Genomic DNA, 24,670 nt, shown 5'->3' with positions numbered 1-24,670 from the left:
CCAAGAAGGACTTGCCCATGGACAGCGGATACCTGCTTCAGTGCGCGACCTGCGGTGCGGAGAACCACGTACCCCACGGCCAGACCCACGAACGCCGGCGGTGCCGGTGCGGGGCGTGGCTCATCCCCGGAAACTGTCTGCCCACCGACGTGGGGGCCGAGGACTGGGACCGGGAGGTCCTGGGCTCGACGGCCCCCGTGATCGTGGTGGTGTGGGGCGAGGCCTGCCCGGTGTGCGCCGAGTACGAGGTGAGCGTGTTCGACATGGCCGTGAACCTCTACGGCGTGGCCCGGGTGCTGCGCCTCGACATCGAGGCCCACCCCGAGGTGGCCGCCCGGTACGGCGTGGAGGGGGTGCCCACCGTGCTCCTGTTCCGAGACGGCGAACTCCTCGCCAAGCTCCCCGGCCCCCGGGGCGAACGGGGCCTGCGTGAGGCGTTGGGGGTGTGAGAGGGGGGCAACTTCCGCTGGGACGCTGGGAGGCTGGGATGCTAGGACGCGAAAATCCTTTTGGATCCCAGCGTCAACGGCTGTCCCAACCTGTGGGAGCGGCTTCCAAGCCGCGACAATAGCCTTTCGGGCCTTCGGCCCGGACGTTCCGTTCGCGCGGTGTGGGGTTCCGGTCGGTCGGGCTACCCCCCGGCCCCCACCACCCGCACCCGGCTTCGGCCCGTGCCGTCGGGGAGCACCTCGACCCGGGTTCCGATCCGCTCGGCCATGCCCGGCACGTGGGAGATCACCCCGATCCGCCGGCCCGAGGCCTGGAGGGCCTCGAGCACCTCGAGCACCGTGTCCAGCGTGTGGGGGTCGAGGCTCCCGAACCCCTCGTCCACGAACAGGCTCTCCACCTGCACCTGCCGCGAGGCCAGCGACGAGAGCCCCAGGGCCAGCGCGAGCGACACGAGGAAGCTCTCGCCCCCGGAAAGGCTCTGGACCGAACGCACCTCGTCTCCCAGGTGCCGGTCCACCACCTGGAGGGCCAGGTCCTGGCCCGGCACCCGGCCGAGCCGGTACCGGGGCGCCAGATCCCGCAGGTGGTGGTTCGCGTGGCCGAGGAGCACCTCCAGGGTGAGGCTCTGGGCGAAGGACCGGAACTTCTTGCCGTCGTGGGAGCCGATCACCTCCGCGAGCCCGCCCCACACCCGAACCCGGTCCTCCTGGGCCGCGATCTCGGGCCCGAGTTCCGCCCGGCGCGCCCGGGCCTCGTCGTCGGCGCGGAGTTCGGCCAGGATCCGGCCCCGCTCCTCCTCGAGCGCGCGGCGCTCGGCCTCGGCCCCCTCGAGGGCGGCCGCGGCCTCGTCGGGGCCGAGGGCCGGGGCCCCCGCGGCCTCGTGGTTCTGGAGCGCCTTCTTCCGGTCCTCCACCACGCTCCGGGCCCGGGCGAGGGCGGTGTCGAGGTCCTGGAGCGCCTGGCGGGTCTGCCGGACCCACGCCTCCCCCCGGGCCAGGAGTTCCCGCACCCGTTCCTCCGGAACCCCGCGGGCCGCGAGCGCGTCGGCCAGGGCCTTCTCGGCCCGCTCCCGGGCGGCCCGGGCCCCCCCGAGCCGCTCCCGGGCCCCGTTCACCCGCTCCCCGGCCTGGGCCAGCTCGCGGACCGCCCGCTCCCGATCGGCCGCGGCGGCCTCCCGGGCCTTGCGGGCCCGGGCGAGGCGCGCCTGGAGTTCCCGCCGCACCTCGTCCACCGGCCGCCCGCCGAGCACCCCGGCCCGTTCCCCCTCGAGCCGCTCCACCTCGGCCCGGGCCTGGGCCTCCTCGTCCCGGGCGCGGGCGAGTTCCTCGGCCCGGGCCGCCAGGAGCCCCTCTGCCGCCTCGATCCGGGGGCCTGCGGCGGCGAGGGCTTCCGCCAGGCGGGCCCGCTCGGCCTCCTTCCCCCGCCAGGCCTCCACCTGGCCCCGGGCATCGCGGCCGAAGCCCTCCGGATCGTCCCGGAGGTCCTCGGGCCAGCCGGGCCAGCGGGCGAACGCTGCCTCCATGCCCGCCAGGAGTTCCTCGGCCTCCCGGGCCACCCGCTCCCCCTCGGCCCGCAGGGCCTCGAACTCCCGAACGGCCTCCTCCGCCCGCCCCCGGGCCGCCTCCCACGCCGCTTTCGCCGCCTCGGCCGCGGACCGGGCCCCGTCCCAGGCCTTCCGGGCGGCCTCCCGCTCCGCTAGAAGCCCCTGGATCCTCCTGGCCTCGGCCCGCAGCGCCGTGAGGCGACCCCTCACCTCGTCGGCGATCCGGCCCACCGCCTCCGCCGCCCCGGGGACCTCGGGCGCCTCGGGCACCCGGGGATCCCCGGCCCGGGCCCGCCCTTCCGCCCAGGGGGCGCGAAGGGCCTCCAGGGCCGCCCGGTGCCGGGCCGCCGCCTCCGCGGCCTCGGCCCCTTTGCGGGCCCACGCCTCCCGCTCGGCCGCGGCCTGGCTCCGGCGGGACACCAGGTCCTCCTGGGCCGCCCGGAGTTCCCCCACGCGCTCGGCCTGCGCCTCCAGGGCCCCGGTCGCCGGGGCCCCGCCCTCGGCCCAGGGGTGCTCCGTGGCCCCGCACAGGGGGCAAGGCTCCCCGGGCCGGAGCCGGGCCCGGTGCTCCTCGAGGCCCAGGGCCGCCCGGAGGCCCTCGAGCGCCCGCTCGGCCTCCTCGAGGGCCGCGCGGCTTCGGGTGAGTTCCGCGTCGAGTGCCGACAGGGCCTCGTCGCGGGCCTTGACCTCCCGGTCGGCCCGGGCCTGGGCTTCCACGGCCGCGGCCTCGTCGGCCGCCTCCCGGGCCGCCCGCTCGGCGAGCCCGGCGAGCCGCTCGAGCGCCCCGAGCCGCTCCCCCAGGGCCTCGATCTCCCCGCCCACCGCCTCCGGGTCGAGCCCCTCGGCCGCGGCCCCGGCCGCCCCGAGCCGCTCCTCTGCACGGGCCTGGGCCTCCCGGGCGGCCTCCCACGCCGAGCGCCGGGCCGCCTCGTCCGCCCGGGCCGTCTCGGCCGCCGCCTCGGCCCGGCGCACCGCGTCCGCCAGCTCCCCCGCGCGGCCCGCGAGTTCGGCGTACCGGCCGAGGTCCCGCTCCCACCGGGCCCACCCCTGGGCCACCGGCCCGACCCAGGCGTGCTCCTCCCGCCAAGCGTCCACCGCCCCGAGGGCCTCCGCCGTGCGCTTCTTCTCCTCTTCGAGGCGGGCCCGGTCCTCGGCCGCGGCCGCGTGCCGGGCCTCGGCCCGCTCGGCCGCCGCCCGGGCCCCGGCCAGCCGCTCCCGGGCCGCGCCGAGCCGGGTGTCGAGTTCCACGGCCCGGTCGATCTCCGGCCGAAGCCGCTCCTCCTCGGCCTCGGCGTCGGCCAGGGTCCGGGCCGCCGCCTCGTCGGCGGCCGCGGCCCCCGCCGCCCGGGCCTCGAGTTCGGCCCGGCGCTCCTCCTCCGCCTTCACCGCCTCCGCCGCCTCCCGTTCCTCGGCGGCGCTCCGGTCCCGCTCGGCCACCAGGGGGGCGAGGGTCCAGGCCTCCTCGGCTTCCGCGAGTTCCCGGCGCAGGGGCTCGGCCTTGGCCCGGGCGACCTCGGCCCGGGCCAACTCCTCTTGCGCCTCGGCCACGGCCGCGGCCAGGCGCGCCCGCGCGCCGTGCCACTCCACGGCCCTCCGGGCCTCCTCCACCGCGACCCGGGCCGCCGCGACCCGGCGTTCCGCCTCGGCGCGGGCCTCCTCCCGGGCCGCCCGCTCGTCGTCCGCCAGCACCCGGATCTCCCCCAGCCGGGCCCGGAGCGTCTCGAGCCGGGCCCGTTCCTCCCTGGCCCGCTCGTGGGCCGCCTGGGACACGAGGCCGTAGAGTTCCGTGCCCGTGACCCGCTCCAGGAGCGCCGCCCGCTCGTCGGGCTTGGCCCGCAGGAACGCGGCGAAGTCCCCCTGGGCCAGGAGGACCGAGCGGCGGAACTGGTCGAAGGTGAGCCCCACCTTCTCCTCGATGGCGGCCTTGGTCTCCGTGCGGGTCCCCCCGAGCCGCTGGCCGGTTTCCAGGTCCTCGAGGCTCATCTCCTGGGGCTGGAACCGGCCGTCGGGCCGGCCCCGGGCCCGGCGCACGGCCCACCGGGCCCGGTAGCGCCGGCCGTCGGCGCCGACGAAGTCCACCTCGGCCCAGCCCTCCCCGGCCCCCCGCCGGAGCACGTGCCGCACGTCGCCCGCCCCGAGGCGCAGGGCCTCGTCCTCGGCGCCCGTGCCGATCCGCTCGCCGCCGGCCCCCACGAGCCGGGGCACCGCGTCGAAGAGCGCGAGGCACAGGGCGTCGAGGATCGTGCTTTTCCCCGCGCCCGTGGGGCCCGTGATCGCGAAGAGCCCCGCCCTCGAAAGGGGGGCCTCCTCGAACTCGAGCCCGAACCGGCCCTCGAGGCTCGCCAGGTTCTCCCCCCGGATCGCCAGGATCCTCATGCCGCCCCCTCCCCGTGGCGCACCCGGTCCACGAGTTCATGGAACGCCGCGAGCATCTCGGGCGGCGGGTCGGCCTCGAACGACCGGGCCCAGGCCGCCCGGAACACGTCCTCCGGGGTGATCTCCTCCAGCGTCCGGCTCGGGGCGGCCTCGGCCAGGGCTTCCCCGGTCCCGGTGTACTCGACGCTGAGCCGCAAAAGCCGGGCCGCCCGCCCCTCCAGGGCCTCGTCCACCCGGGCCCGCAGGCCGGGGTCGGGCCGGTCGAGCCGCACCCGCACCTCGAGGTACGGCCGGAGCGGGTCGGCCGGGTCGCCGTCCAGGGGCTCTAGGGCCCGGAGCCGGTCGAGGACCTCGTCGAGGGGACCCGCCCCGTCCCCGGGCACCCGCAGGATCTCCACCGGCCGGGGCGCCCGCAGGGCCTCCGTGCCAAGGAGCCGGTCGCCCTCCAGTTCCACCAGCACCACCTGGCTCGGGTACCCGGCCTCCGAGACGTCCAGGGGAAGGGGCGCGCCGCTGTAGCGCACCCGCTCCTGACCGCCCGGGGCCTGGGGCCGGTGGAGGTGTCCCAGGGCCACGTAGGCGATCTCCTCCGGAAACGTCTCGAGCGGAAGGGCGTGCTGGTTCCCGCCCAGGATGCGGTGTTCGCTCCACTCGCTCACGGTTCCGCCCCGCACGTAGGCGTGCCCCAGGGCCACCAACCCCTGGCCCGGCGCCCGGCGCTCGGCCGCCGCCTCGACGGCCCGGCGGTACACCTCGGCCACCCCCTCCTCGGGCGACCCCGCGCCCGGCGGAAGATCGGCCGGCCGCAGAAACGGCACGGCGAGCGCCCAGGCCTCCACCTCCCCTTCGGCGTTCTCCAGGGGCACCACGACCCGTTCGAACCCGCCGTCGCCCCCGAGCGTGCCCACGGCGTGCACCCCGAAGGCGTCGAAGAGCGGCCCGGGCGCCTCGAGCCGGCCGGCCGAGTCGTGGTTTCCCGCGATCACCACCACCCGGAGCCGGGGCAGGCGGCGCCGGGCCTCAGCCACAAAGGCGTACCACTGGGCCTGGGCCCGGGCCGAGGGGTTCGAGGTGTCGAACACGTCCCCGGCCACCAGGAGCGCGTCCACCCGGCGCTCCTCGAGCACGTCGAGGAGCCAGTCCAGGAACACCCGGTGCTCGTGCTCCCGGCTCACCGCGCCGAACGAGTGCCCCAGATGCCAGTCGGAGGTGTGGAGGATGCGGATCATGGGTAGGTGCCTCTCCGTTCTGACGTTGGGACGTTGGGACGCCCGGACGCGGGACGTCCGGGAATGGGGAATGGGGCATCGTTGGCTCTCGGCCTGGCCCCCCTCACCCCGGCCCTCTCCCCCCCGGGGGGGGAGAGGGGGCTAGGCGCGGGCCTTCGGCCCGGATCGCGCCTTGGAAGGCGCTCCCACTGTCAGGAGCCAGACGTCAGACGACAGATGCCAGGGAAAACCTGTCCACTGTCCACCTTGCTCTGGTCCCTGGCATGGGCGCCACTGCCACAACCGCACCCGTGCTTTTTACCCTAACGGCCCGGGGGCGCGAAACCTTACGGGGCGGGGGTGGTGCCGAGCCCGGGCGGGCAGGCCTCGAACCGCTCCCGGGCGGCGAGGACCGCGGGCTCGGGGGAGCGGGGGTGGATCTCCAGGACCCGGGGCCGGTCGGCGCGAAAGTGGGGGGCCAGGGGCGCGAAGTCGAGTTCGCCCTCCCCCGGGGCCCGGTGGTCGTCGAGGCCCACGGCGTCGTGGAGGTGGAAACCGGCCACCCGGTCCGCGAACCGTTCCAGGAGTTCCTCGGGGCCCTCCTGGAACCCGAGGCAGGTCTGGGCCGCGGCGTGGCCGGTGTCGTGCCAGTAGCCCAGGGGGGCGCCGTCGAGTTCCCGGAAGAAGAGCGCGAGTTCGTCGGCCGAGGGGATCTCGGCCGGGTGGTAGCGGTTCTCGAGGCCCAGGGCGACGCCGCGGCGCAGGGCCTCGGCCGCGAGCCGGTCGAGGCTCGAAAGGGCCGCGTCCCGAAACCGCGGGGCCCACCGCTCCCGGGCCTCGGCCACGGCCCGGCGCAGGTCCTCGTAGCCGGGGCCGTCGCGGCCGGCCTCGCGGAACCGCCGCTCCAGGTCGAGGGGGTCGGGCTCGCCCGGCCACTCCACCGCGCCCACGTGCACCACGACCACAGGCGCCCCCAGATCCTCGGCCCAGGCCAGGCTCTCGGCCACGAGCCGCACGGCGGCGCGGCGCTCGTCGGGGTCGGGGGAGGTGAGCTTGGGGCCCTCCAGGTGGGCCCGGCGGGGGTCGGCCCAGGGGTCCCGGGGAAAGGGGGCGTGGACGGAGGCCACCGCGATGCCGGCCGCGGCGAGCACCGGCCGCAGCGCGCGCATCTGCTCGGCCGTGACCCGGTAGTCGATCTCCACGGCCCCAAACCCCAGGCGCCGGAGGCCGTCGGCCATGTCGGCGCCCGCGGGCTCGGGCGATCGAAGCGTGAAGTACGCGGTGGACAGGGCAACCATGGGAACCTCTCGTTGGCCGGCGGCTGGGCGGTTTGGCGGCTCGGCGGCCGGCCCATCCGGCCGGAACCGTAACTGGTGAAAAGAATCCGAATGGAGCGGGTTTCGGGCCTGGGGCCCGTGGCCCCCTCACCCCGGCCCTCTCCCCCTGGGGGGAGAGGGAGACAGACGGCACGGCCATCCTGCCGGCACGAAGCGGTTCCCGCTCCCCTCGTGGGAGGGGAAAAGGGTGCCAGGGGCGGGCCTTCGGCCCGAGTCGCGGCGTAGACGCCGCTCCCACGGTCGGGGGCCAGAAGTCGGAGGACAGAGGACAGGAAAAGCCCTGTCTTCTGTCCTCCGTTCACCTATCCCTGACACGGGCGCGCCCAGCCGCCTAGCCGCCTGGCCGTCCCTCCCCTCCGGGGAGTTTTCCGGTGAGCCGGTACACGTGGGCCAGGATCTCGGCCACGGCTTGGAAGAGATCCACCGGGATCCGATCGCCGGGCTCGGTTTGGCGGTAGAGGGCCCGGGCGACGGGCGGGTCCTCCACCACGGGCACCCCGTGCTCCCGGGCCACCTCGAGGATCTTCTCGGCCACCTTGTCGGCACCCTTGGCCGTGACCTCGGGTGCGTCCATCTCGCCCGGGACGTACCGCAGGGCCACGGCGAAGTGAGTAGGGTTCGTGATGACCACGTCGGACCGGGGCACCTCGGCCATCATGCGGCGCCGGGCCATCTCGCGCTGGAGGCTCCGGATGCGGCTGCGGATCAGGGGGTCGCCCTCGGTCTCCTTGTACTCGTCCTTGATCTCCTGCTTGGTCATCCGGATCTTCTTCTCGAACTCCCACCGCTGGAACGCGTAGTCCAGGATCGCGATGGCCACGTACACGAGGAGCACGTTTTTGAGGATGGGGAAGGCCACCCGGAGGAGCAGGAACTCCAGGAGCGTGTTGGGCGGCAGGCCCGCGAGCGACAGGAACTCCCAGAGGTGGCCCTTGAGGGCCAGGTAGGCGGCCCACCCCACGGCCACCACCTTGAGGAGGTTTTTCCCCAGGTCCACGACCTTGGACCACTGGAACAGGTTCTTGAACCCGGTGAAGGGGTTCAGGCGGTCGGGGTTGGGGGTAATGGCCTTGAAGGAGACGAGGAACCCCACCTGGGCCACGTTGCCGGCGATGCCCCCCACCAGGGCCGCGAGGAACACCGGGGCAAGGCCGCTCAGGAGGGCCCGGAACACCCGCAGGGCCAGAGTGACGGCGGTGTCCCGGGTAAGCTCGAGCCCGGCCCCAAGCCGGATCACGTCGGCCGTGAGCCCGGCCATCTCCCGGTAGAGGTGCCCCGCCCCCACCCACACCCCGAGCACCCCGGCCCCCAGCACGAAGGCCGTGAGCACCTCGGGGCTGCGGGCGACCTGCCCCTCCTCCCGGGCCTCCCGCCGGCGTTTCGGGGTTGCGGCTTCGGTTCGTTCCTGATCGTCGGCCGCCACGGCTTACCCCCACACCCGGCCCAGGGCCTCGAGGGCCCGGAACGCGTCCTGGAGCGCCCGGAGGAACGCCCGGCCCCAGGGCCCCAGCGAGAGCCCCAGCACCGTGAACCCCACGAGGATCTGGAGCGGGAACCCCAGGATCAGCATGTTCATCTGGGGCACGGCCCGGGCGAACACCCCCAGGATCACGTGGGAGGCGAAGATCGCCGCCACCACGGGCGCCGCGAGCGCGAGCCCCAGCCGGAACACCTCGCCGGTGAGGGTCACGAGGGCCTGGACCACGGCCGCCGAGGTCCACCAGTCGCCCGGCGGCACGGCCCGGAGGTTCGCGGCGAAGGCCTCGATGAGCATGCCGTCGCCCCCCACCGAGAGGAAGAGCAGCAGCGCCAGGATGAACTCGAGCTGGCTCACCACCGAGATCTGGGTCTCGAACTGGGGGTCCATGACGCTCACGATCCCGAGCCCCATCTGAAACCCCACGAGCTGGCCCCCGAACTGGACGGCCGCGAACACGAGCCGGGCCACGAACCCGGCCAGGATCCCCACCACCACCTCGCGCCCGGCGAGCGCCGCGATGCCGAGCGTCGTGGCCGGCACCTCGACAGCCGGGGCGAGCCCGAGCCCGGTGAGCCCGACGCTCAGGCCCAGGGCCGCGGCGGCCTTGACCTGCACCGGCACAAACGGGCTCGAGAACACCGGCGCGAAGGAAAAGAGCGAGGCGGTGCGAAGGAGCACCAGAAGAAACGCGAAGAAACGGGCGTCGGTCAGGCCGAACATGGCTGCGCGGCTGGGCGGCCAGGCGGCCGGGCGGGCGGGGAGGCCGGAAGGCTTCGGGTCATCTCGATTCCGACACCTGTCTTCTGTCCACTGGTTCCCGGGGCCTGTCCTCGGGGTTCCCCCCCTCACCCCGGCCCTCTCCCCCCCAGGGGGAGAGGGAGACGGACGGCGCGGGCTTCCTGCCGGCGCGAAGCGGTTCCCCCGTCCCCTCAGCCCTCTCCCCCCTGAGGGGAGAGGGTGCTAGGGGCGGGCCTTGGAAGGCGCGCCCGTTGTCGGGGGCCAGAATTCGGAGGACAGATGTCAGGAAGAGCCCTGTCTTCTGACTTCTGTCCTCTGTCCTCTGCCCCCCGTCACGGTGCGAACCGGTGGAAGCTCAGGAAGAGCTCGGTGGCGTAGCCCAGCATCAGGTTCATGGCCCAGGGGAGCATGAGCAGGAACACCACCACGATGGCCACGAACTTGGGCACGAAGGTCAGGGTCTGCTCCTGGATCTGGGTCACGGCCTGCAGGAGGCTGATCACCACCCCCACCACCAGCGAGGTCACGAGGAGCGGGGCTGAGAGTATCAGGGTCAACTCCACCGCCCGCCGGGCCAGGGCCAACACGTCGTCCGGGGTCATCCGAGAATGCTCCTCGCCAGGCTCCCCACCACCAGGTTCCAGCCGTCCACGAGCACGAAGAAGATGATCTTGAACGGGAGGCTCACCATCATGGGCGGCAGCATGAACATGCCCATGCTCATGAGCACGCTCGCCACCACGAGGTCGATCACCACGAACGGGATGTACAGGAGAAACCCGATCGTGAACGCGGTGCGCAGCTCGCTGATCACGAAGGCGGGCACCAGGGCCGCGAAGGACACCTCCTCGGGGCTCTGGGGCCGGGGGCCCCCGCCGAGCCGCACGAAGAGCGCGATGTCCTTTTCCCGGGTGTGGTCCAGGAGGAACCGCTGCACCGGCGGCCGGGCCCGCTCCAGGGCCTCGGCTTGGGTGATCCGGCCGTCCAGGTAGGGGGCGAGCGCCCCGTCGTACACCTGGTTCCAGGTGGGCGCCATGACGAAGAAGGTGAGAAACAGCGCAAGCCCCACGAGCACCTGGTTCGGGGGCATGGCCTGGGTGCCCAGGGCGTTCCGGAGGAACGAGAGCACCACGATGATGCGGGTGAACGAGGTGAGCAGGATCAGGATGGCCGGTGCCAGGGTCAGCACCGTCAGCAGAAAGACGATCTGGAGGGTGAGGCTCACGTCCTGGGGGCCGGCGGCCCGGTCGAGCCCGAACCGGAGGGCCGGCAGGGCGAACTCCTGGGCCTGGGCCGCGCCGGCCCACACGAGCGCCAGCAGGGCCGCGGCCGCGCCTCTCACGTGGGCTCCCCCGGTCGGGGCCGGCGCCGCAGCGCCGCGAGCCGCTCCTCGGGCGAGGGCTCGGGGGCGGGCTCATCGGCCGGCCCGGGCTCGGGCTCCCCGGACTCCAGGTCCACCCGGCGGCGGAGCTCGGCCTCGAAGGGGCTCTCCAGAAACCCGTAGCGTTCGTTGAGGCGCTTTATGGCGTCGGGGTCCCGGATCTCGGCGATGGGCCGGATGCCCTCGGGCCCCTGGGCCAGGAGCCACACGAGCCCCCCGGTTTCCACCAGGAGGAGCCCCTGCCGGGGGCCCAGGGGCCGGGTGGCCAGGATCCGGATGGGGCCGGTGCCCCGCCCCAGGCCGGACCGGCGGCCCAGGACCATCCGGGCCACCCAGACCCCGCCGCCGATGAGGGCGAGCACCAGGAAGAACCCCGAGAGGATCCGAAGCCACGCCCCCCCTGCCGCCGGGGGCGCCTCCTCGGGCCGGTCCAGGTACTCGGCGAGGTACCGGCCGGCCTGCCGCGGGGCCTCGGGCTCCGCCTCGGTCGGGGGCGCCGCCGGCTCCTCCCGCACGGCCGGCGGTGCCGGGGCCACGGGTTCCGTCGCCGGCACCGCCGGCGCCTCCGGGGTCGGGGCCCGCTCGGCCGCCGGGGCCTCCTGGGGCTCCGGGGCGGCGGCGGGCACGGGTCTGAGGCTCTGGGTCACGACCCACCCGGTGCGGCCGTCGAACCGGATCCGGGTCCAGCCCCCCCGCTCGTCCAGGGTCTCGACCCGGGCGCCCTTGTCCAGCCGGGCCACCTTGCGGCCCTGGGGGGCCGACCGGACGTTCACGTACCCGTACTCCCAGTCCACCACGGCCTGGCCGGCCCAGGCGGGCAGGGCCGCGAGGAGGGCCAGGACCACCAGCGCGAGCCGCCTCACGGTTCCCCCCCCACCACCTTGGTCAGCCGGGCCCAGAGCCGGTCCTTGATGATGATCACCTCGGCCCGGGCGAAGATCTCGCCGTCGAGGCTCAGGTCCATGGGTTCCCCCGAGAGCTTCTGGGTCACCACGAGGCTCCCCACCTCGAGCCCCAGGAGGTCCCGCAGGCGCATCCGCGCCCGGCCCACCTCGACGTTGAGCCGGAGGGGCACGTCCTTGAGGATGCCCCAGTCTCGCTGGACCGGGGACGGTTCGGGGGGCCGGTTTTCGTCCGGTTGGGCCATGGGCTCCCTACTGCACCACGAACTCGGTGAAATACACCTCCACCACCCTGCCGGTGCCGAGGAAGGAGTTCAGCCGGTGGAGGATCTCGTTGCGGAGCTTTTCCTTGTCGGCCACGGTCACGAGCTCGGCCGAGGTTTTGCTCGCAAGCAGGGTCAGGAGGGCGTCGCGCACCTTGGGCCGCAGGGTGTCGAGCTCGGCGCTCACGGCGTCGCCGTCGAGCTCGAGCTGCATGACCACCTTGAGGAACCGGGGCCGGCCCGGGTCCGCCAGGTTCACGAGGAACGGATCCAGGGGATAGATCGGGCCCAGGGTGACCTTGGGCTGGGGGGGCGGCGGAGCCTGTTCGGCCTCCTCCGGGGGAGGCGCCGCAAAAAACATCTTGTACGCGAAAAACCCCCCTCCCGCGAGAACCAGGAGGAGCACCACGCCGCCCACGATCAGGATGAGCTTTTTCTTGTTCATGGCGCCTTCCTTTACCACGGCCGCACAAATCCAGACAAGGCGAGAGGGGGCGAGCCCGCCCGGGCCCGCCCCCTCTCCTCATCGCCCCGAGTTCGAAAAATCTTTACCGCTTGAGGGCCAAAAGATCCTGGAGCATCTCGTCGCTCGTGGTGATGATGCGGGAGTTGGCCTGGAAGCCCCGCTGGGTCACGATCATGTCGGTGAACTCCCGGGTGAGGTCCACGTTGGACATTTCGAGGAACCCCGAGGCCACGGTGCCGGCGCCATCGAGGCCGGGTACTACCGGGGGGAACCCGGACCCCGAGGTGGGCGACTCGGCGAAGAGCCCCCCGCCCATGGCCAGGAGCCCCTGGGGGTTCGGCACGAGCCCCAGGGCCACACGGGCGATCTCCTCGGTGGTGCCGTTTTCGAAGATGCCAATGATGGCGCCGTCGCGGCTCACGGTGAGGTTCTCGAGGGCCGCCCCGCCCGGAGCCGTGGTGGTCAGGGTGAAGTAGTCCCCCTGGTTCGGGCCGCTCCCGCCCTGGAGGAACCGGTCGAGGGTGGACTCGGCCACGCCCGCCCCCGTGCCCGACACCGTGGCCGTGACCAGGGCCGAGGCCTGGGGGTGGGCCGCGATCGCGGCGGCCACATCGGCCTCGGTGCTCGTGACCCGGCCCAGGTTGTCGGTGCCTAGGCTCACGGTGATCTTGGTTCCGCTCACGCTCACCCCGAGGCTCCGGTTCGCCCCCTCGTTCACGAGTTCCACGTGGATGTCGTTGCCCCCGGCGCCGTAGTCCACGGCCGTGAGCACGATCGCGTCGCCGTCGCCGTTGGTGTCGAGGGTGAGGGCCGCCTGGGCCGGGGTGCCACCGTTCACCACGAAAGTGCCGAGGTCGGGGTCGGTGAAGGTCTCGCCCACCCGCACGGTCCCTTGCACCCCGCTGCGGGCGCCGGTTACGGTGAACTCCCCGGTTGTGGCGTCGGTGCACTCGATCCGCCACTCGTCGGTCACCGTGGTGGGGAACGTGGTCACCGGGCCGATGGAGGCATCGCCCAGGTTGGGGCCGTTTACGGCCGGGGTGGCGCTCGCGAGCACGTTGGTGATCTGGCCGTCGCCCCGGCGGTCCAGGTTGATGAACCCCAGGACGTCCCGGTCCGGATCCACGACGCCGTTCTGGTCGCTGTCGATCCAGCCGAACACCCGGTCACCGGTGTTGGTGACCAGGTTGAACTCGTCGTCCACCTGGAACGCCCCGGCCCGGGTGTAGAAGTAGTTGTCCTCCTGGCCCACGATGAAGAACCCCTGGCCCTCGATGGCCAGATCGAGGTTGTTGCCCGTGGACTGCAGCGCCCCCTGGGTCATGTTCTTGTCCACGGCAGCCACGGTCATGCCGAGCCCGATCTGGATCGGGTTCCGGCCGCCCAGGGCAGTCGAGGCCTCCCGGGCGCCCTGGAGGGTCTGGTTCAGGGTATCCATGAAGGTCGTGCGGCTCCCCTTGAACCCGGGGGTGTTCACATTGGCGATGTTGTTGCCGATGACGTCCATCGCCTGCTGGTGGTTCCGAAGGCCTGCGATGCCGGAGTAGAACGATCGGAGCATGGGTCCACCTCCTGTGGATGGGGGATGCGGGTTAGGTCTCGGAGAGGTACGTCACGTCGGTCAGCGACACCTCCTGGCCCGTGTCGAGGCCCAGGAGGAGCGCCCCGTCGGCCCCGAACTCCACGGACACGACCCGGCCGGTCACCTGGGAGCGATCTTCCCCCTCGCCGGCCCAGGCCGTGACGCTCCGGCCCAGGTACCCGGCCGCGGTGGCCCGGCGGAGCACCTCGCCGCCCTGGACCGCGGTCTCGGCCCGGCGGTTCAGGTTCACGAGTTGCTCCACCGTTGAGAACTGGGCCGTCTGGGCGAGGAATTCCTCTCCCCCCGTGGGGCTCAGGGGATCCTGGTATTTGAGCTGGGACACGAAGAGCTTCAGGAAGTCCTGGAAGTCGGCGATGGTCACCTCGCCCTTCGGGGCCGACGAGGCGGCCGCAGCCGCCGCCTGTTGGGTCACGGTACTCACGTCCATGGCGAACCTCCTTCGTCAGATCCGGGTCTCGAAACCCCACGGCATCCAGGCCGACCGCACCGTCACCTCGTCGTCGAGGGGGTCCGGCGCCCTCCGGCGGCCCCGGGGGCGGGGATCCGGCCGGCCACCGTGCCGGCCGCCGCCCCGGTCGAACTCCACGGCCACCTGGACCAGGGGAACCTGCCGCGTCTCGGCCGCGGCCCGAAGCGCCGGAAGCTCGTTCACGAGCAGTTGGTGGGCCTGGGGGGTTTCGACCCGGATGTGGGCCGTGAGCCCCCCGGCCTCCCGGGCCACCTCCACCTGGACCCGGCCCAGGTGCTCGGGCTCGAGTTGCACGGTCATGCGGTCGGACCCGGTGCGGATGGCCACCCGCACGGCCCGGGACACCTGGTCCACGGCCGGGGGCGGCTGAGGGGGACGGGAGGGGTTGGGTTGGGCCGCCTGGGGCTCTGCCGGAGCCGCCGGCTCTGCGCCCGCCGTCCCCCCGACCGCGGGTACCGGCTTCGGGTCGGACTCCCCCGGGGGCCGCTCCCGGGAGTGCTCCCCCCGGGTCCCGGCCGCCGGCCGGGAGACCGCGGCGAACCCCTGCGGCCCCCGGGCCTCCGGGGCTACCGGGGAGGCCGCGCCGGGTCCCGGCGCGGGCCCCCGCCCCTCGGCCTTCGCCTCGCCGGCCTGGAGCAGGATGCCGTCCGGGCCTCGCAGACCGGCGGCGGCCGGCGGCGTCCCCCGGGCCCGGCGCAGCCAGAACCCCCAGAGTCGCTCGGCCTTGGGGTCGGCCGGGGCCTGGACCCGACCGTCCGCGTCGACGGCGGTTTCGGTTTCCGTCAGACTTGGGAGGTCCACCGCCTGGGAACCTAGAGGCGGCCGTAACGGCTCCGCGCCGGCCCCCGCGGTCTCGCCCGGGGGCGGCGCCCCCCGGGCCCGGGGCAGCCAGAACCCCCAGAGCCGCTCGGCCCTGGGGTCGGCCGGGGCCTGGGCCCGGCCCTCCGCTTCGGCGGCGGTTTCGGTTTCCGTCAGACTTGGGAGGTCCACCGCCTGGGAACCGAGACGCGGCCGCGCCGGCTCCGCATCGGCCCCCGCGGTCTCGCCCGAGGGCAACCCGGCCTGGTCCGGCACCGGCGCGGGGGTCGGCACCGCCAGGACCAGCGCGAGCCCCCCGGGGTCGGACTGGGGCGCGTCCGTCCCGGGGTCCTGGGGCTCCGGATCGCCGGAGGCCTCCTCCGGGGCCGGCCCGCCCACAGCCAGCGCGGGGACGGCCTCCGGGGGCAGGGGTTCGGCCCCGGCCTCGGCCGAGAGCAGTTCCGCGAGCACCGCCCAGAGGTCGGGAAACCCTTCGGGGGCGGCGGGCTGCCGGCCGGTTGTACCGGGGTCGGGCAGGGGCACGACGGCCACGGGCACCACGTCCATGGGGCACTCCTTTGCCGCTGGGGCCCTCGCAGGAGGGCCGGGGGACGTCGGTGCGGGGCGATCGCGGGGTGGGGAGGCGGGCTACTTCTTCGCGGGCGACGGGGAGGGGGTTCGCCCTTCCTCCAGGCGGTGGGTCAACTCCCGGACCCGGTCCTTATCCATGAGGTCGAAGATCTTTCCCACGGTCCGGCCCGGCAGGCGCTCCAGAATCGCCACCGCCATGTCGTCCTCCAGGCCCGACAGGGCCTGGGCGGCCTCCCGGGGCTTCATGGCCCCGTACACCTTGGCGATCTGGTCGAGCCGCTCGTCCTCGGCCTTCTCCCGCCGGGCGATGGCGGCCTCGACCTCCCGCTTGAGGGCCTCGAGCCGGCCGGCCTCCTCGACCAGAGCCTGCCGGGCGGCGTCCACGGCCCTCCGGAGCGCCTCCAGGGATTCCTCCTCCTGCGCGAGCTGCTGGCGGCGCTCCTCGATTCGCCGATCCAGCTCTTGCAAGAGGCGGGCCTTCGCCTGGAGAGTTTGGGGATCTTCTTGTTTTTCCTGGGACTCCTGCCCAAAAACAGGGGTCCCGAGGGCGAGCACGAGCCCGAGCAGGGCGGCCGCGGGGGCCAGAAATCGGACCTCACGGGCCATGGGGTTCCTCCTCCCCGAGGGGCCGGCGGGTCAGGGCCACCTCATCCAGGATCTGGGTCTCCCGGCGGCGCTCGGCCTCCTTCCACCGGGCCTCCTCGCGCTCCCGCAGCTTCTCCAGGGCCTCCCGGGCCTGGTGGGCCTGGAGGAGCGCCTCGTGCTCCCGGCGCACCCGGTCCTCGGCCGCGGCGAGCCCGGCCTCGGCCTCCCGGAGCCGACGCCGCACCCCGGCCACGTGGGAGGCGTGGAGAAACAGGTCGTCGGCGCTCATCTCCCCCTTGCGCTTCAGGGCGTCGAGCGCCTCGTTCGCCCGCAAGAGGGCCGCGCGCTGCCGTTCCACCTCCTCGCGGGCGCGGTCGCGTTCCCGCCGGGCCTCGGCGTGGCGCCGTTCGGCCTCCTCCTCCTCCCGGCGGCGGACCGCCAGAACCTTCTCCAGCCGGAACCGGAACGCCACCCTACGTCACCTCGGGAAACATCTCGACCAACCGCGCCACCGCCTGCTCCAGGGTCCAGGACTCCTCGATGCCCTGGGTCAGGAACGAGAGCATCGCCTCGCGCTTCTCCAGGGCCTCGTCCACGGCCGGGTTCGACCCCGGGCGGTAGGCGCCGATGTTGATGAGGTCCTCGGCCTCCCCGTAGGCCGCCAGCAGGCTTTTCATCCGTGCCGCGGCCCGGCGGTGCTCGGGGGACGCCACCTCCATCATGAGCCGGCTCGCCGAGGTCAGGACGTCGATGGGCGGATAGTGGTTCCGCGCCGCAAGATCGCGGGAGAGCACCACGTGGCCGTCCAGGATCGAGCGCACGGTGTCGGCCACCGGGTCGTTCATGTCGTCGCCCTCCACGAGCACCGTGTAGAGCCCCGTGATGGAGCCCTTCCCCCCCTCCCCCATGCCGGCCCGCTCCATGAGGCGCGGCAGGGCCGCGAACACGCTGGGGGTGTAGCCCTTGGTGGTGGGGGGCTCGCCGATGGCGAGGCCCACCTCCCGCAGGGCCATGGCGAACCGGGTCACGGAGTCCATCAGGAGGAGGACGTCCATGCCCTGGTCGCGGAAGTACTCGGCCACGGTGGTGGCCACCAGGGCGCCCCGGGCCTTCACCAGGGGAGATTTCTCGGAGGTGCTCACCACCACGACCGAGCGCCGGAGGCCCTCCTCCCCCAGGTCGCGCTCGATGAACTCGCGCACCTCCCGGCCCCGCTCGCCGATGAGGGCGATCACGTTCACGTCGGCCGAGGTGTTGCGGGCGATGATGCCCAGGGTGACGCTCTTCCCCACCCCGCTCCCGGCGAAGATGCCCATGCGCTGGCCCTTGCCCAGGGTGAGGAGCCCGTCGATGGCCTTGATGCCGGTGGACAGGGGCTCCTGGATCCGGGCCCGGGCGATGGGGTTGATGTCCTTGCCGTAGAGGGGGTACTTGCGGCGGCACCGGGGCGGGCCCTTGCCGTCGATGGGGTTCCCCGTGCCGTCGATCACGCGGCCCAGGAGCTCCTCGCCCACCTGGCACAGGCTCTGGGTTCGGGTGGCCACCACCCGGCTCCCGGGCTGGATGCCCCGCATCTCCCCGTAGGGCATAAGCAGGATCCGGCCCTCCCGGAACCCGACCACCTCGCAGGGGATGGCCCGGGTGCGCTCGAGTCCCCCCTGCTCGGGGTACACGAGGCAGATGTCCCCCACGGGGGCGGCCGGCCCCGAGGCCTCCACCACCATGCCCACCACCTGGAGCACCTTGCCGTAGGGGCGAAGGAGGTCGGCCTCCCGGACCGCCTCGATCTCGGGGGAAAAATCGAGCCTCATGCGTTCCCCCGGAGCACCCGGACGAGCTCCTCGAGCTGGGTTTCGAGGCGGGCGTCGATCTCGGCCGTGGGGGTCTGGACCCGGCACCCGCCCCGGCCGACCGACGGGTCCTCCACCACGGTGAGCTGGCGGATCCCGTCCACGGTTTCGAGGAACGCGGGCTTCGCGTCCACCACGGCCTGGAGGTCGTCGGGGTGCACCCGGACGGTCACGCTCTCCCGGTCGGCGATGGCCTGGAGCGCCCGCTCGGTCACGTACACCACGGCCTCCTCGCACTGCTCGGAAAGGGGCCCGAGGATCTTCCGCACCAGGGCCAGGACGAGCTCCAGCACCTGGGCCCGGCCCTCCTCGTAGAGCCGGGGCTTCCACCCGGCCAGCTCCCGGAGCAGCCCCTCGAGGGCCTCGATCCGCTGGGCCGCCTCCTCCCGGGCCCGCTCCCGGCCCTCCCGGAACCCCTCCTCCCGGGCCGCCTCCCGCAAGGCCTCGGCCTCGGCCCGGGCCCGGGCGAGGAGGGCCTCGGCCTCGGCCCGGGCCGCCTCCCGGGGGTCGGGGCCGGGGGCCTCCCCGCCGGGGGCCTCGGGTTCGGGCCCCGCCGCGGCGGGGGGATCCCGTTCCGGGGGAGCGCTCTCGTCCAACTCCAGAGGCCGGAACGGGCGCACCTTTCCCTTGGGGCCGGCCGGGTCGCCGGAGTCGTCCCACCGGATCGGGCGAAAGGGCGCGGGGGAATCTTTGGCCATGGAACGCTTCTCGTCGGAAAGCTGGAACGCCAGAAGGCTGGAATCTCCGGCAGGCCGCGGGGCGGCCGGCCCGGAGGTACAAGACCCGTTCGCTTCCGGCTACGAGGGGCCGCGGTGTGGACCACGGGACCGGCGACCGTGCCAGGGGCCAGGTGCCAGGTGCCGGAAGACAGAGGACAGAGGACAGGGGGGTCTGACATCTGCCCTCTGAACTCTGATCCCCGATACGGACCCCGCTCCCACAGGTCGGCTTGGACGGTGACGCCGAAACCCCAAAGGTTTTCCGCCGCCCAGCCGCCCAGCCGCCCAGCCGCCTAGCCGCCTAGCCGCCTAGCCGCCTAGCCGCCCAGCCGCCCTAAATGTACTCGTCCTCGTCGCCGCCGGCGAGCACCACCAGCCCCTCCTCCTCGAGCTGGCGCACGATCTCGGTCACCGACGACTGGGCCTCGGTCACCTCGCTCACCCGCACCGGCCCCAGGAAGCTCATCTCCTCCTTGAGGGTCTCGACGGCCCGGGAGCTCATGTTCCGGAAGAACTTCTCCTGGAGCTCGGGGTTCGCGCCCTTCAGGGCCACCACCAGCACGTTCTTGTCCACGCGCTTGAGGATCTCCTGGATCGCCTTGTCGGGCAGGTACTGGATGTCGTCGAACACGAACATGAGCTGCCGGATGTGGGCGGCGAGCTCCGGGTTCTCCTGCTCCATCCTGTCGAGGATGTTCTTGGACTCGTTGCGGCCCATCCGGTTCAGGATCTCGGCCACGGTCTTCACGCCCTGGACCTCGATGGACGAGCCCGCCATGGAGGTGATCTTCTTGTCCAGGATCTCCGAGACCTTCTTCACCACCTCGGGGCTGATCTCCTCCAAGCTCGCCATGCGGCGGGCCACCTCCACCTGGAGCTCGCTCGGCAGGCTCGCGATGGCGTGGGCCGCCTTGGCCGCGTCGAGGTGCGACAGGATGAACGCGATGGTCTGGGGGTGCTCCTTCTGGATGATCTTGCTCAGGAGCCGCGGGTCGGCCTTGCGCAGGTTCTGGAACCCGGGGCCCTGGTCCAGGTACTTCACCAGCCGGTCCAGGATCTCCCGGCACCGCTCGGGCGGCAGGCTCTTGCGCAGGATCTTCTTCGCGTACTCCACGCCCCCCTGGAGCACGTAGGAGCGCGCCAAAGCCAGGGTGTGGAACTCCCCCAGGACCGCCTCGGCCTCCTCCGGGGTGGCCTTCTCCAGCACGGCGATCTCCCGGGTCAGTTCCTGGATCTCGTCGTCCCGGAGGTGGGGGAACACGGCCTCGGTGGCCTCCTCGCCCAGCGCGAGGAACAGGATGGCCGCCTTCCGGAGGCCGGGCAGGGCTTGGGCCGTGGATTCCGGCGCAGCGTCAGGCACCGCTTACTCCTCCGTCAGCCAGCTTCGCACCAACTGGGCCGCCACCTCGGGCTCCTTTCGCATCATGTCCAGGAGCCGCTGCTTGATCAACTCGCGCCGCACGGTCTCGGTGGGCGCCTTCTCCTCGATCTCCACCTCCTCCTCGGGCACCTCCCCCTCGAGCCGCCGCTCCATCTCGGCCACGGTGACCGGCTCGGTGATCTCGGGCACCTCCGCCGGACGGGTGAGCCAGCGCACCAGGGGCTTGAGCACCCCGAACACCAGGAGCACCCCGAGCACCAGCACGAGGCCGTACCGCACGAAGGGCAGCACGGCCGGCGAGGTCCACCACGGCCCGGCCTCCGCCACCCCGACCTCGGCCGGCTGGAACGGGATGCTCGTGACCTCCACGGCGTCGCCCCGGGCGGGGTCGGCGCCCACGGCCTTCTCCACCAGGGCCTTCAGCCGGGCCAGGTCCTCGGCGGGCCGCGGCACGAACTCCCGGCCGTTCTCCCCCTCCTGGTAGGTGCCGTCCACGGCCACGGCCACCGAGATCTTCCGGAGGGTGCCCGGCCCCTTCTCGACCCGGGTCACCTTCTTCGAGACCTCGTAGTTCACGGTCTCGGTCTCCCGGCTCGAGCTCGAGCCGGCCGCCCCGGCCTGGGCCGGCTGGCCCTGCCCCACGTTGGAGGCCACCCCGGGCACCCCGGCCGGCCCGGGCGGGCCCGTGGATGACTCGGTGACCCGCTCCTCGCTCCGCACGGCCACCGCCTCCGGGTCGAAGGTCTCGGCGGTCTCCTCCACCTTGGAGAAATCGAACTCGGCCGCCACCTGGACCACGGCGGCCCCCTGGCCCACCACCCGCTCCAGGAGGTCCCGGACCCGGCGCTCCAGGTCCTTCTCGAAGGCCCGCTTGTACTCGAGCTGGCTCGCAGCCAGGAGGCCCGGCTCCTCCCCGCTCTCCCGGTAGAGCACGTTCCCCTTCGTGTCCACCACGGTGACCCGGTCGGGCGGCAGCCCCTCCACGCTCGAGGCCACGAGGTACACCACCCCGCGCACCTGCTTCGCCGTGAGCTGCCGGCCGGGCACGAGATCGAGAACCACCGAGGCCGAAGCCGGCTCCTGCTCGGTCTCGAAGAGCTTCTTCTCGGGGAGCACCAGGTGCACCCGGGCCCCCCGCACCCCGTCCATGTGGCGGATGGTCCGGGTGAGCTCCCCCTCCAGCGCCCGGGCGTAGTTCACCCGCTGGGCGAAGTCGGTCATGCCGAAGCTCGTGCGGTCGAAGATCTCGAACCCGACGGTGCCGCCCTGGGGGATGCCCTCGCCAGCCAACTGGAGGCGGACCTCGTAGACCCGGTCGGAGGGCACGAGCACCGTGGTGCCGCCCGACTCCAGGCGGTACGGCACCCCCTCGGCCTTGAGCTTTTCCACGACCTGGTAGGCGTCTTCCGGGGAGAGCCGGCTGAACAGAAGGGAGTACTCGGGGGCGCCGGCCCACAGGGCCAGCGTCACCAGAAGGGCGGTGATGAGGGCGGTCACCCCGATCAGGGTGATCCGCTGGGCAGTGGTAAGCCTGGCCCACAGTTCTCGGGCCTGGGCCAGGCCGGCATCCCAGATGGCCATCGACTAGATTCTCATCCCGGGCCAGAGTCCTTTGGGCTGGGCCGCGTGCGAACGGCCTTAGTTTCCTTGTTTCGGGCCGAAATTTCCAGTACGGGTTTTGCCAACGGCGCAGCGCCCCCGGGCTACACCTGCATCCGCATGATCTCCTGGTAGGCGTCCAGGATCTTCTGGCGGACCTCCATCATCAGCTTGAAGGCCACGTCAGCCTTCTCCACGGCCACCATCGCCTCCTGGACGTCCCCCTCCCCCTGGGCGGCGCGGGTCACCGCCTCGTCCGCCTCCTTCTGGAGGGCGTCCACCTTCTGGAGGCTCTCCGTCAGGAACTCCCCGAACCCCTTTTCCGCCTTGGCCTGGGCCGTCCCCTTGGCTCCCGCCGGCTGGGGAACCCCGAGTCCCGCAATCTCCTTCACCATCTGACACTCCTTCGCCCGTCCGTGGGCCTCGCCGGGCCCCCGTTCCCTAGATCTCCAGGGCCCGCAAGAGCATGTTCTTCGTGGCCTCGATCACGGTTACGTTCGCCTCGTACGACCGGGCCGCACTCAGGAGGTTCACCATCTCCACCGGCACCTCCACGTTGGGGTAGGCCACGAACCCCTGGGCGTCGGCGTCGGGGTGGCCCGGTTCGTACCGGAGCTTCGGCGGCGAGGGGTCCACCACCACGTCGGCCACCCGCACCCCGCGCACCGCGCCCGCCAGGGCCTCGTCGAAGGTGCCTGCGACCGGCGCGGCCTCGAACACCACGTCCCGCCGGCGGTACGGCCCCCCCTCGGGGGTGCGCGTGGTCTGTGCGTTGGCGAGGTTGGAGGCCACGGCCTCCATGCGGCTGCGCTGGGCGGCGAGCGCCGAGGCCGACACGTCGAGCAGTCGAAACCATCCGGTCATGGCGTCGTCCTCCCGGAGATCGCCTCCTTGAGTTTCCGGAACCGGGCCCCGAGCACCCGGGTCAGGAACTGGTACTCGATCTGGTTCTGGGCGAGTTTCGCCATCTCCCGGTCGATGTCCACGTCGTTGCCGTCGCGGCGGGGCACCCCGCCGGCCGCCACCACCTCCACCCGGCCGGGGGCCCGCGCGCCCCCGAGGTGCCGGGGATGGGTGCGGGCCATCGGAAGCCCGGCCCGCTCCAGCGCCCGCTCGAACCTAACGTCCAGGGCCCGGTAGCCGGGGGTGTCGGCGTTCGCCACGTTGGCGGCGATCACCGCCTGCCGCCGCTGCCGGTACCGCAACTCGTCGACCAGGGGGCCGACCGCCCCATCCATCGCCTGCAGGAACCCCATGGGAACCCCTCCGGAACCGCCGGTGTGCACCTCCGCCCCGGCCTTTGCAAGGCGCGGGCCAACGGTTCCGCCCCCTCGGAGGGCCGGCGCACAGCCGACTCCCGGAGGCCGGCCCCCACCTCCGGGGTCCGAACGATTCCCCCCGGGGGGTCAGTCGGCTCCCCCGTCCTCCTCGTCCCCTTCGCCCCCGACCCCGTACGCCTTGAGCTTGGCCCGCAGGGTCTTCACGTTGATCCCGAGGGCCCGGGCCGTGGCCTTCTTGTTGCGGCCGTGTTGCTCGAAGGCGGCCAGGATGATCCGGCGCTCCATCTCCTCGAGGGTGCCATCCACCCGGAGCTCCCCCTCCTGCCGCACCGCGCCCTTGCCGAGCAGCAGGTGCTCGGGCCGGATCGGCCCGCCCCGGGAGATCACGGCCGCCCGCTCCACGGTGTTCTGGAGTTCGCGCACGTTGCCGGGCCAGTCGTGGGAGGCGAGCGCCCGTTCGGCCTCGGCCGTGAGCTCGGCCTCGGCCAGCCCGTAGGCCCGGCGGGCCCGTTCCAGGAAGTGGCGGGCCAGGGGCACGATGTCCCGCGGGCGGCGCCGCAGCGGCGGCACCTCGATGGGGATGACCTGGAGCCGGTAGAAGAGGTCCTCCCGGAACCGGCCCCGCCGCACCTCCTCGGGCAGGTCGCGGTTCGTGGTGGCCACCACCCGCAGTTCCAGGGGGATCGGTTTGCGCCCCCCCACCCGCTCCACCTCCCGCTCCTGGAGCACCCGGAGGAGCTTGGCCTGGAGGGCGGGCTCCATCTCGCTCACCTCGTCGAGCAGGATCGTGCCGCCCTGGGCCTGCTCGAACCGGCCCGGCCGCGCCTCCGTGGCCCCGGTGAAGGCCCCCTTCTCGTGGCCGAAGAGCTCGCTTTCCATGAGGTTCGCCGGCACCGCCGCGCAGTTCACACCCACGAAGGGGCCGTCGGCCCAGGGGGAGAGCTCGTGGATCCGGCGCGCCACCACCTCCTTGCCGGTGCCGCTCTCGCCCGTGATCAGCACCGTGGCCCGGGTGGCCGCGGCCGCCTCGATCAGGGCCAGCACGGGCTCCATCGCCGGGTCCTCGGCCACGAACGCGGTCTTGGGCCGCCCCCTCGGCCGGGGCGTCGCCCGGGCCAACACCGAGGAGATCTTGGCCAGGAGCACCTCGGGGCCGAAGGGCTTTTGCAGGAAATCCAGCGCCCCGAGCTTCATGCTCTCCACGGCCGCGTCCACCGACCCGTGGGCCGTGATGACCAGGGCCGGGGTGTGGGGGGCCGCCGCGCTCATCCGCTCGAGGAGTTCGATCCCCCCCACCCGGGGCATCCGGAGATCGGTGACGACCAGGTCGAAGGACCGCCGCCGCAGGAGGTCGAGGGCCTCCTGGCCGTCGGCCGCCAGGGTGCAGTCGTACCCCGCCTTGCGCAGGGTCAACTGCAAGGCCAGGCGCATGTCGGGATCGTCGTCCACCACCAGAAGCTGTTTCGCCTCGCTCACGGGAACTCCGGGGGCACCGCTGGGACGTTGGGACGTTCGGATGCTAGGACGCAAGACCTCTCGGAATCCTGAATCTTCGCCTTCGGCCCGGGCCACACCATGGACGAGCCCTGTATGGGACTTCCGCCGAAACGCGAGAAGCCCGGGAAAATCCCCTGTTCCGACACCTGGACGA

The 24,670-nt window shown here is 73.3% G+C and carries 24 protein-coding genes; 1 reads left to right on the top strand and 23 read right to left on the bottom strand.

Annotated features, from left to right (window positions below):
• Nucleotides 1–17 precede the first annotated feature (17 nt).
• Entirely contained in the window at nucleotides 18–449 is a 432-nt protein-coding gene (locus tag ACY0I8_RS00360; RefSeq protein WP_461393124.1) for a thioredoxin family protein, read from the top strand.
• 182 nt (nucleotides 450–631) lie between these two features.
• Here the strand turns inward: ACY0I8_RS00360 and ACY0I8_RS00355 are convergent, their stop codons facing one another.
• From ACY0I8_RS00355 to ACY0I8_RS00245, 23 genes are all read right to left on the bottom strand, one after another.
• Nucleotides 632–4,369 (bottom strand): AAA family ATPase, encoded by a 3,738-nt coding sequence (locus ACY0I8_RS00355; RefSeq protein WP_461393123.1) that lies wholly within the window; start codon nucleotides 4,367–4,369, stop codon nucleotides 632–634.
• Nucleotides 4,366–5,595 carry an exonuclease SbcCD subunit D C-terminal domain-containing protein gene (locus ACY0I8_RS00350; protein ID WP_461393156.1) on the bottom strand — a complete coding sequence of 410 codons (1,230 nt, stop codon included), beginning with the start codon at nucleotides 5,593–5,595 and terminating at the stop codon, nucleotides 4,366–4,368. Before ACY0I8_RS00350 ends, ACY0I8_RS00355 begins: the two co-directional genes overlap by 4 nt.
• 329 nt (nucleotides 5,596–5,924) lie before the next feature.
• Nucleotides 5,925–6,875 (bottom strand): sugar phosphate isomerase/epimerase family protein, encoded by a 951-nt coding sequence (locus tag ACY0I8_RS00345; protein WP_461393122.1) that lies wholly within the window; start codon nucleotides 6,873–6,875, stop codon nucleotides 5,925–5,927.
• Between the two features lie 370 nt (nucleotides 6,876–7,245).
• Nucleotides 7,246–8,337 (bottom strand): flagellar biosynthesis protein FlhB, encoded by a 1,092-nt coding sequence (gene flhB, locus ACY0I8_RS00340; RefSeq protein ID WP_461393121.1) that lies wholly within the window; start codon nucleotides 8,335–8,337, stop codon nucleotides 7,246–7,248.
• Nucleotides 8,338–8,340: 3 nt separating this feature from the next.
• Entirely contained in the window at nucleotides 8,341–9,114 is a 774-nt protein-coding gene (gene fliR, locus ACY0I8_RS00335; RefSeq protein WP_461393120.1) for a flagellar biosynthetic protein FliR, read from the bottom strand.
• A gap of 350 nt (nucleotides 9,115–9,464) precedes the next feature.
• Nucleotides 9,465–9,734 (bottom strand): flagellar biosynthesis protein FliQ, encoded by a 270-nt coding sequence (fliQ, locus tag ACY0I8_RS00330; protein WP_461393119.1) that lies wholly within the window; start codon nucleotides 9,732–9,734, stop codon nucleotides 9,465–9,467.
• A complete protein-coding gene (gene fliP, locus ACY0I8_RS00325) occupies nucleotides 9,731–10,474 on the bottom strand; it encodes a flagellar type III secretion system pore protein FliP (RefSeq protein WP_461393118.1) in 744 nt (247 codons plus the stop codon). The genes fliQ and fliP overlap by 4 nt, the downstream gene beginning before the upstream one ends.
• Complete coding sequence (locus ACY0I8_RS00320; RefSeq protein WP_461393117.1) at nucleotides 10,471–11,376, bottom strand: flagellar biosynthetic protein FliO; 906 nt, start codon at nucleotides 11,374–11,376, stop codon at nucleotides 10,471–10,473. The genes fliP and ACY0I8_RS00320 overlap by 4 nt, the downstream gene beginning before the upstream one ends.
• Nucleotides 11,373–11,660, bottom strand: a complete 288-nt coding sequence (locus tag ACY0I8_RS00315; RefSeq protein WP_459940804.1) for a FliM/FliN family flagellar motor switch protein — start codon at nucleotides 11,658–11,660, stop codon at nucleotides 11,373–11,375. Before ACY0I8_RS00315 ends, ACY0I8_RS00320 begins: the two co-directional genes overlap by 4 nt.
• A 7-nt stretch (nucleotides 11,661–11,667) precedes the next feature.
• On the bottom strand, nucleotides 11,668–12,123 hold the full coding sequence (locus ACY0I8_RS00310) for a flagellar basal body-associated FliL family protein (protein ID WP_461393116.1): 456 nt from the start codon (nucleotides 12,121–12,123) through the stop codon (nucleotides 11,668–11,670).
• 103 nt (nucleotides 12,124–12,226) lie between these two features.
• Entirely contained in the window at nucleotides 12,227–13,705 is a 1,479-nt protein-coding gene (locus ACY0I8_RS00305; protein WP_461393115.1) for a flagellar hook protein FlgE, read from the bottom strand.
• Between the two features lie 31 nt (nucleotides 13,706–13,736).
• On the bottom strand, nucleotides 13,737–14,174 hold the full coding sequence (locus ACY0I8_RS00300; RefSeq protein ID WP_461393114.1) for a flagellar hook capping FlgD N-terminal domain-containing protein: 438 nt from the start codon (nucleotides 14,172–14,174) through the stop codon (nucleotides 13,737–13,739).
• Nucleotides 14,175–14,189: 15 nt separating this feature from the next.
• Nucleotides 14,190–15,581: a flagellar hook-length control protein FliK gene (locus tag ACY0I8_RS00295; protein ID WP_461393113.1), complete on the bottom strand. Its 1,392-nt coding sequence runs from the start codon at nucleotides 15,579–15,581 to the stop codon at nucleotides 14,190–14,192.
• Nucleotides 15,582–15,662: 81 nt separating this feature from the next.
• Nucleotides 15,663–16,211: a MotE family protein gene (locus tag ACY0I8_RS00290; RefSeq protein WP_461393112.1), complete on the bottom strand. Its 549-nt coding sequence runs from the start codon at nucleotides 16,209–16,211 to the stop codon at nucleotides 15,663–15,665.
• Nucleotides 16,201–16,662 (bottom strand): flagellar export protein FliJ, encoded by a 462-nt coding sequence (gene fliJ, locus ACY0I8_RS00285; RefSeq protein WP_459940798.1) that lies wholly within the window; start codon nucleotides 16,660–16,662, stop codon nucleotides 16,201–16,203. Before fliJ ends, ACY0I8_RS00290 begins: the two co-directional genes overlap by 11 nt.
• A gap of 1 nt (nucleotide 16,663) precedes the next feature.
• On the bottom strand, nucleotides 16,664–18,001 hold the full coding sequence (locus tag ACY0I8_RS00280; RefSeq protein ID WP_459940797.1) for a FliI/YscN family ATPase: 1,338 nt from the start codon (nucleotides 17,999–18,001) through the stop codon (nucleotides 16,664–16,666).
• Nucleotides 17,998–18,738 carry a FliH/SctL family protein gene (locus tag ACY0I8_RS00275; RefSeq protein WP_459940796.1) on the bottom strand — a complete coding sequence of 247 codons (741 nt, stop codon included), beginning with the start codon at nucleotides 18,736–18,738 and terminating at the stop codon, nucleotides 17,998–18,000. Before ACY0I8_RS00275 ends, ACY0I8_RS00280 begins: the two co-directional genes overlap by 4 nt.
• Before the next feature lie 355 nt (nucleotides 18,739–19,093).
• The gene (fliG, locus tag ACY0I8_RS00270) at nucleotides 19,094–20,119 is read right to left on the bottom strand and encodes a flagellar motor switch protein FliG (protein ID WP_459940795.1); all 1,026 of its coding nucleotides are present in this window, start codon (nucleotides 20,117–20,119) and stop codon (nucleotides 19,094–19,096) included.
• Between the two features lie 3 nt (nucleotides 20,120–20,122).
• Entirely contained in the window at nucleotides 20,123–21,721 is a 1,599-nt protein-coding gene (gene fliF, locus ACY0I8_RS00265; protein ID WP_459940794.1) for a flagellar M-ring protein FliF, read from the bottom strand.
• Nucleotides 21,722–21,843: 122 nt separating this feature from the next.
• Nucleotides 21,844–22,134, bottom strand: a complete 291-nt coding sequence (gene fliE / locus ACY0I8_RS00260; protein ID WP_459940793.1) for a flagellar hook-basal body complex protein FliE — start codon at nucleotides 22,132–22,134, stop codon at nucleotides 21,844–21,846.
• 46 nt (nucleotides 22,135–22,180) lie between these two features.
• Nucleotides 22,181–22,603, bottom strand: a complete 423-nt coding sequence (gene flgC, locus ACY0I8_RS00255; RefSeq protein WP_459940792.1) for a flagellar basal body rod protein FlgC — start codon at nucleotides 22,601–22,603, stop codon at nucleotides 22,181–22,183.
• The gene (gene flgB / locus ACY0I8_RS00250) at nucleotides 22,600–22,995 is read right to left on the bottom strand and encodes a flagellar basal body rod protein FlgB (protein WP_459940791.1); all 396 of its coding nucleotides are present in this window, start codon (nucleotides 22,993–22,995) and stop codon (nucleotides 22,600–22,602) included. The genes flgC and flgB overlap by 4 nt, the downstream gene beginning before the upstream one ends.
• A gap of 150 nt (nucleotides 22,996–23,145) precedes the next feature.
• A complete protein-coding gene (locus tag ACY0I8_RS00245) occupies nucleotides 23,146–24,495 on the bottom strand; it encodes a sigma-54-dependent transcriptional regulator (RefSeq protein ID WP_459940790.1) in 1,350 nt (449 codons plus the stop codon).
• Nucleotides 24,496–24,670 lie beyond the last annotated feature (175 nt).

The sequence above is a fragment of the Deferrisoma sp. genome (assembly GCF_054681715.1).
Note: the sequence above shows the minus strand (reverse complement) of the source record. Positions and strands in the feature narration are given on the sequence as shown.

Bases quoted from the DNA above. Each gene is read 5' to 3' on its own strand.
- ACY0I8_RS00360 (WP_461393124.1), top strand. From the start codon at position 18: ATGGACAGCGGATACCTGCTTCAGTGCGCGACCTGCGGTGCGGAGAAC.
- ACY0I8_RS00355 (WP_461393123.1), bottom strand. From the start codon at position 4,369: ATGAGGATCCTGGCGATCCGGGGGGAGAACCTGGCGAGCCTCGAGGGC.
- ACY0I8_RS00345 (WP_461393122.1), bottom strand. From the start codon at position 6,875: ATGGTTGCCCTGTCCACCGCGTACTTCACGCTTCGATCGCCCGAGCCC.
- fliR (WP_461393120.1), bottom strand. From the start codon at position 9,114: ATGTTCGGCCTGACCGACGCCCGTTTCTTCGCGTTTCTTCTGGTGCTC.
- fliQ (WP_461393119.1), bottom strand. From the start codon at position 9,734: ATGACCCCGGACGACGTGTTGGCCCTGGCCCGGCGGGCGGTGGAGTTG.
- ACY0I8_RS00315 (WP_459940804.1), bottom strand. From the start codon at position 11,660: ATGGCCCAACCGGACGAAAACCGGCCCCCCGAACCGTCCCCGGTCCAG.
- ACY0I8_RS00310 (WP_461393116.1), bottom strand. From the start codon at position 12,123: ATGAACAAGAAAAAGCTCATCCTGATCGTGGGCGGCGTGGTGCTCCTC.
- ACY0I8_RS00305 (WP_461393115.1), bottom strand. From the start codon at position 13,705: ATGCTCCGATCGTTCTACTCCGGCATCGCAGGCCTTCGGAACCACCAG.
- ACY0I8_RS00300 (WP_461393114.1), bottom strand. From the start codon at position 14,174: ATGGACGTGAGTACCGTGACCCAACAGGCGGCGGCTGCGGCCGCCTCG.
- ACY0I8_RS00295 (WP_461393113.1), bottom strand. From the start codon at position 15,581: ATGGACGTGGTGCCCGTGGCCGTCGTGCCCCTGCCCGACCCCGGTACA.
- ACY0I8_RS00290 (WP_461393112.1), bottom strand. From the start codon at position 16,211: ATGGCCCGTGAGGTCCGATTTCTGGCCCCCGCGGCCGCCCTGCTCGGG.
- ACY0I8_RS00280 (WP_459940797.1), bottom strand. From the start codon at position 18,001: ATGAGGCTCGATTTTTCCCCCGAGATCGAGGCGGTCCGGGAGGCCGAC.
- ACY0I8_RS00275 (WP_459940796.1), bottom strand. From the start codon at position 18,738: ATGGCCAAAGATTCCCCCGCGCCCTTTCGCCCGATCCGGTGGGACGAC.
- fliF (WP_459940794.1), bottom strand. From the start codon at position 21,721: ATGGCCATCTGGGATGCCGGCCTGGCCCAGGCCCGAGAACTGTGGGCC.
- fliE (WP_459940793.1), bottom strand. From the start codon at position 22,134: ATGGTGAAGGAGATTGCGGGACTCGGGGTTCCCCAGCCGGCGGGAGCC.
- flgC (WP_459940792.1), bottom strand. From the start codon at position 22,603: ATGACCGGATGGTTTCGACTGCTCGACGTGTCGGCCTCGGCGCTCGCC.
- flgB (WP_459940791.1), bottom strand. From the start codon at position 22,995: ATGGGGTTCCTGCAGGCGATGGATGGGGCGGTCGGCCCCCTGGTCGAC.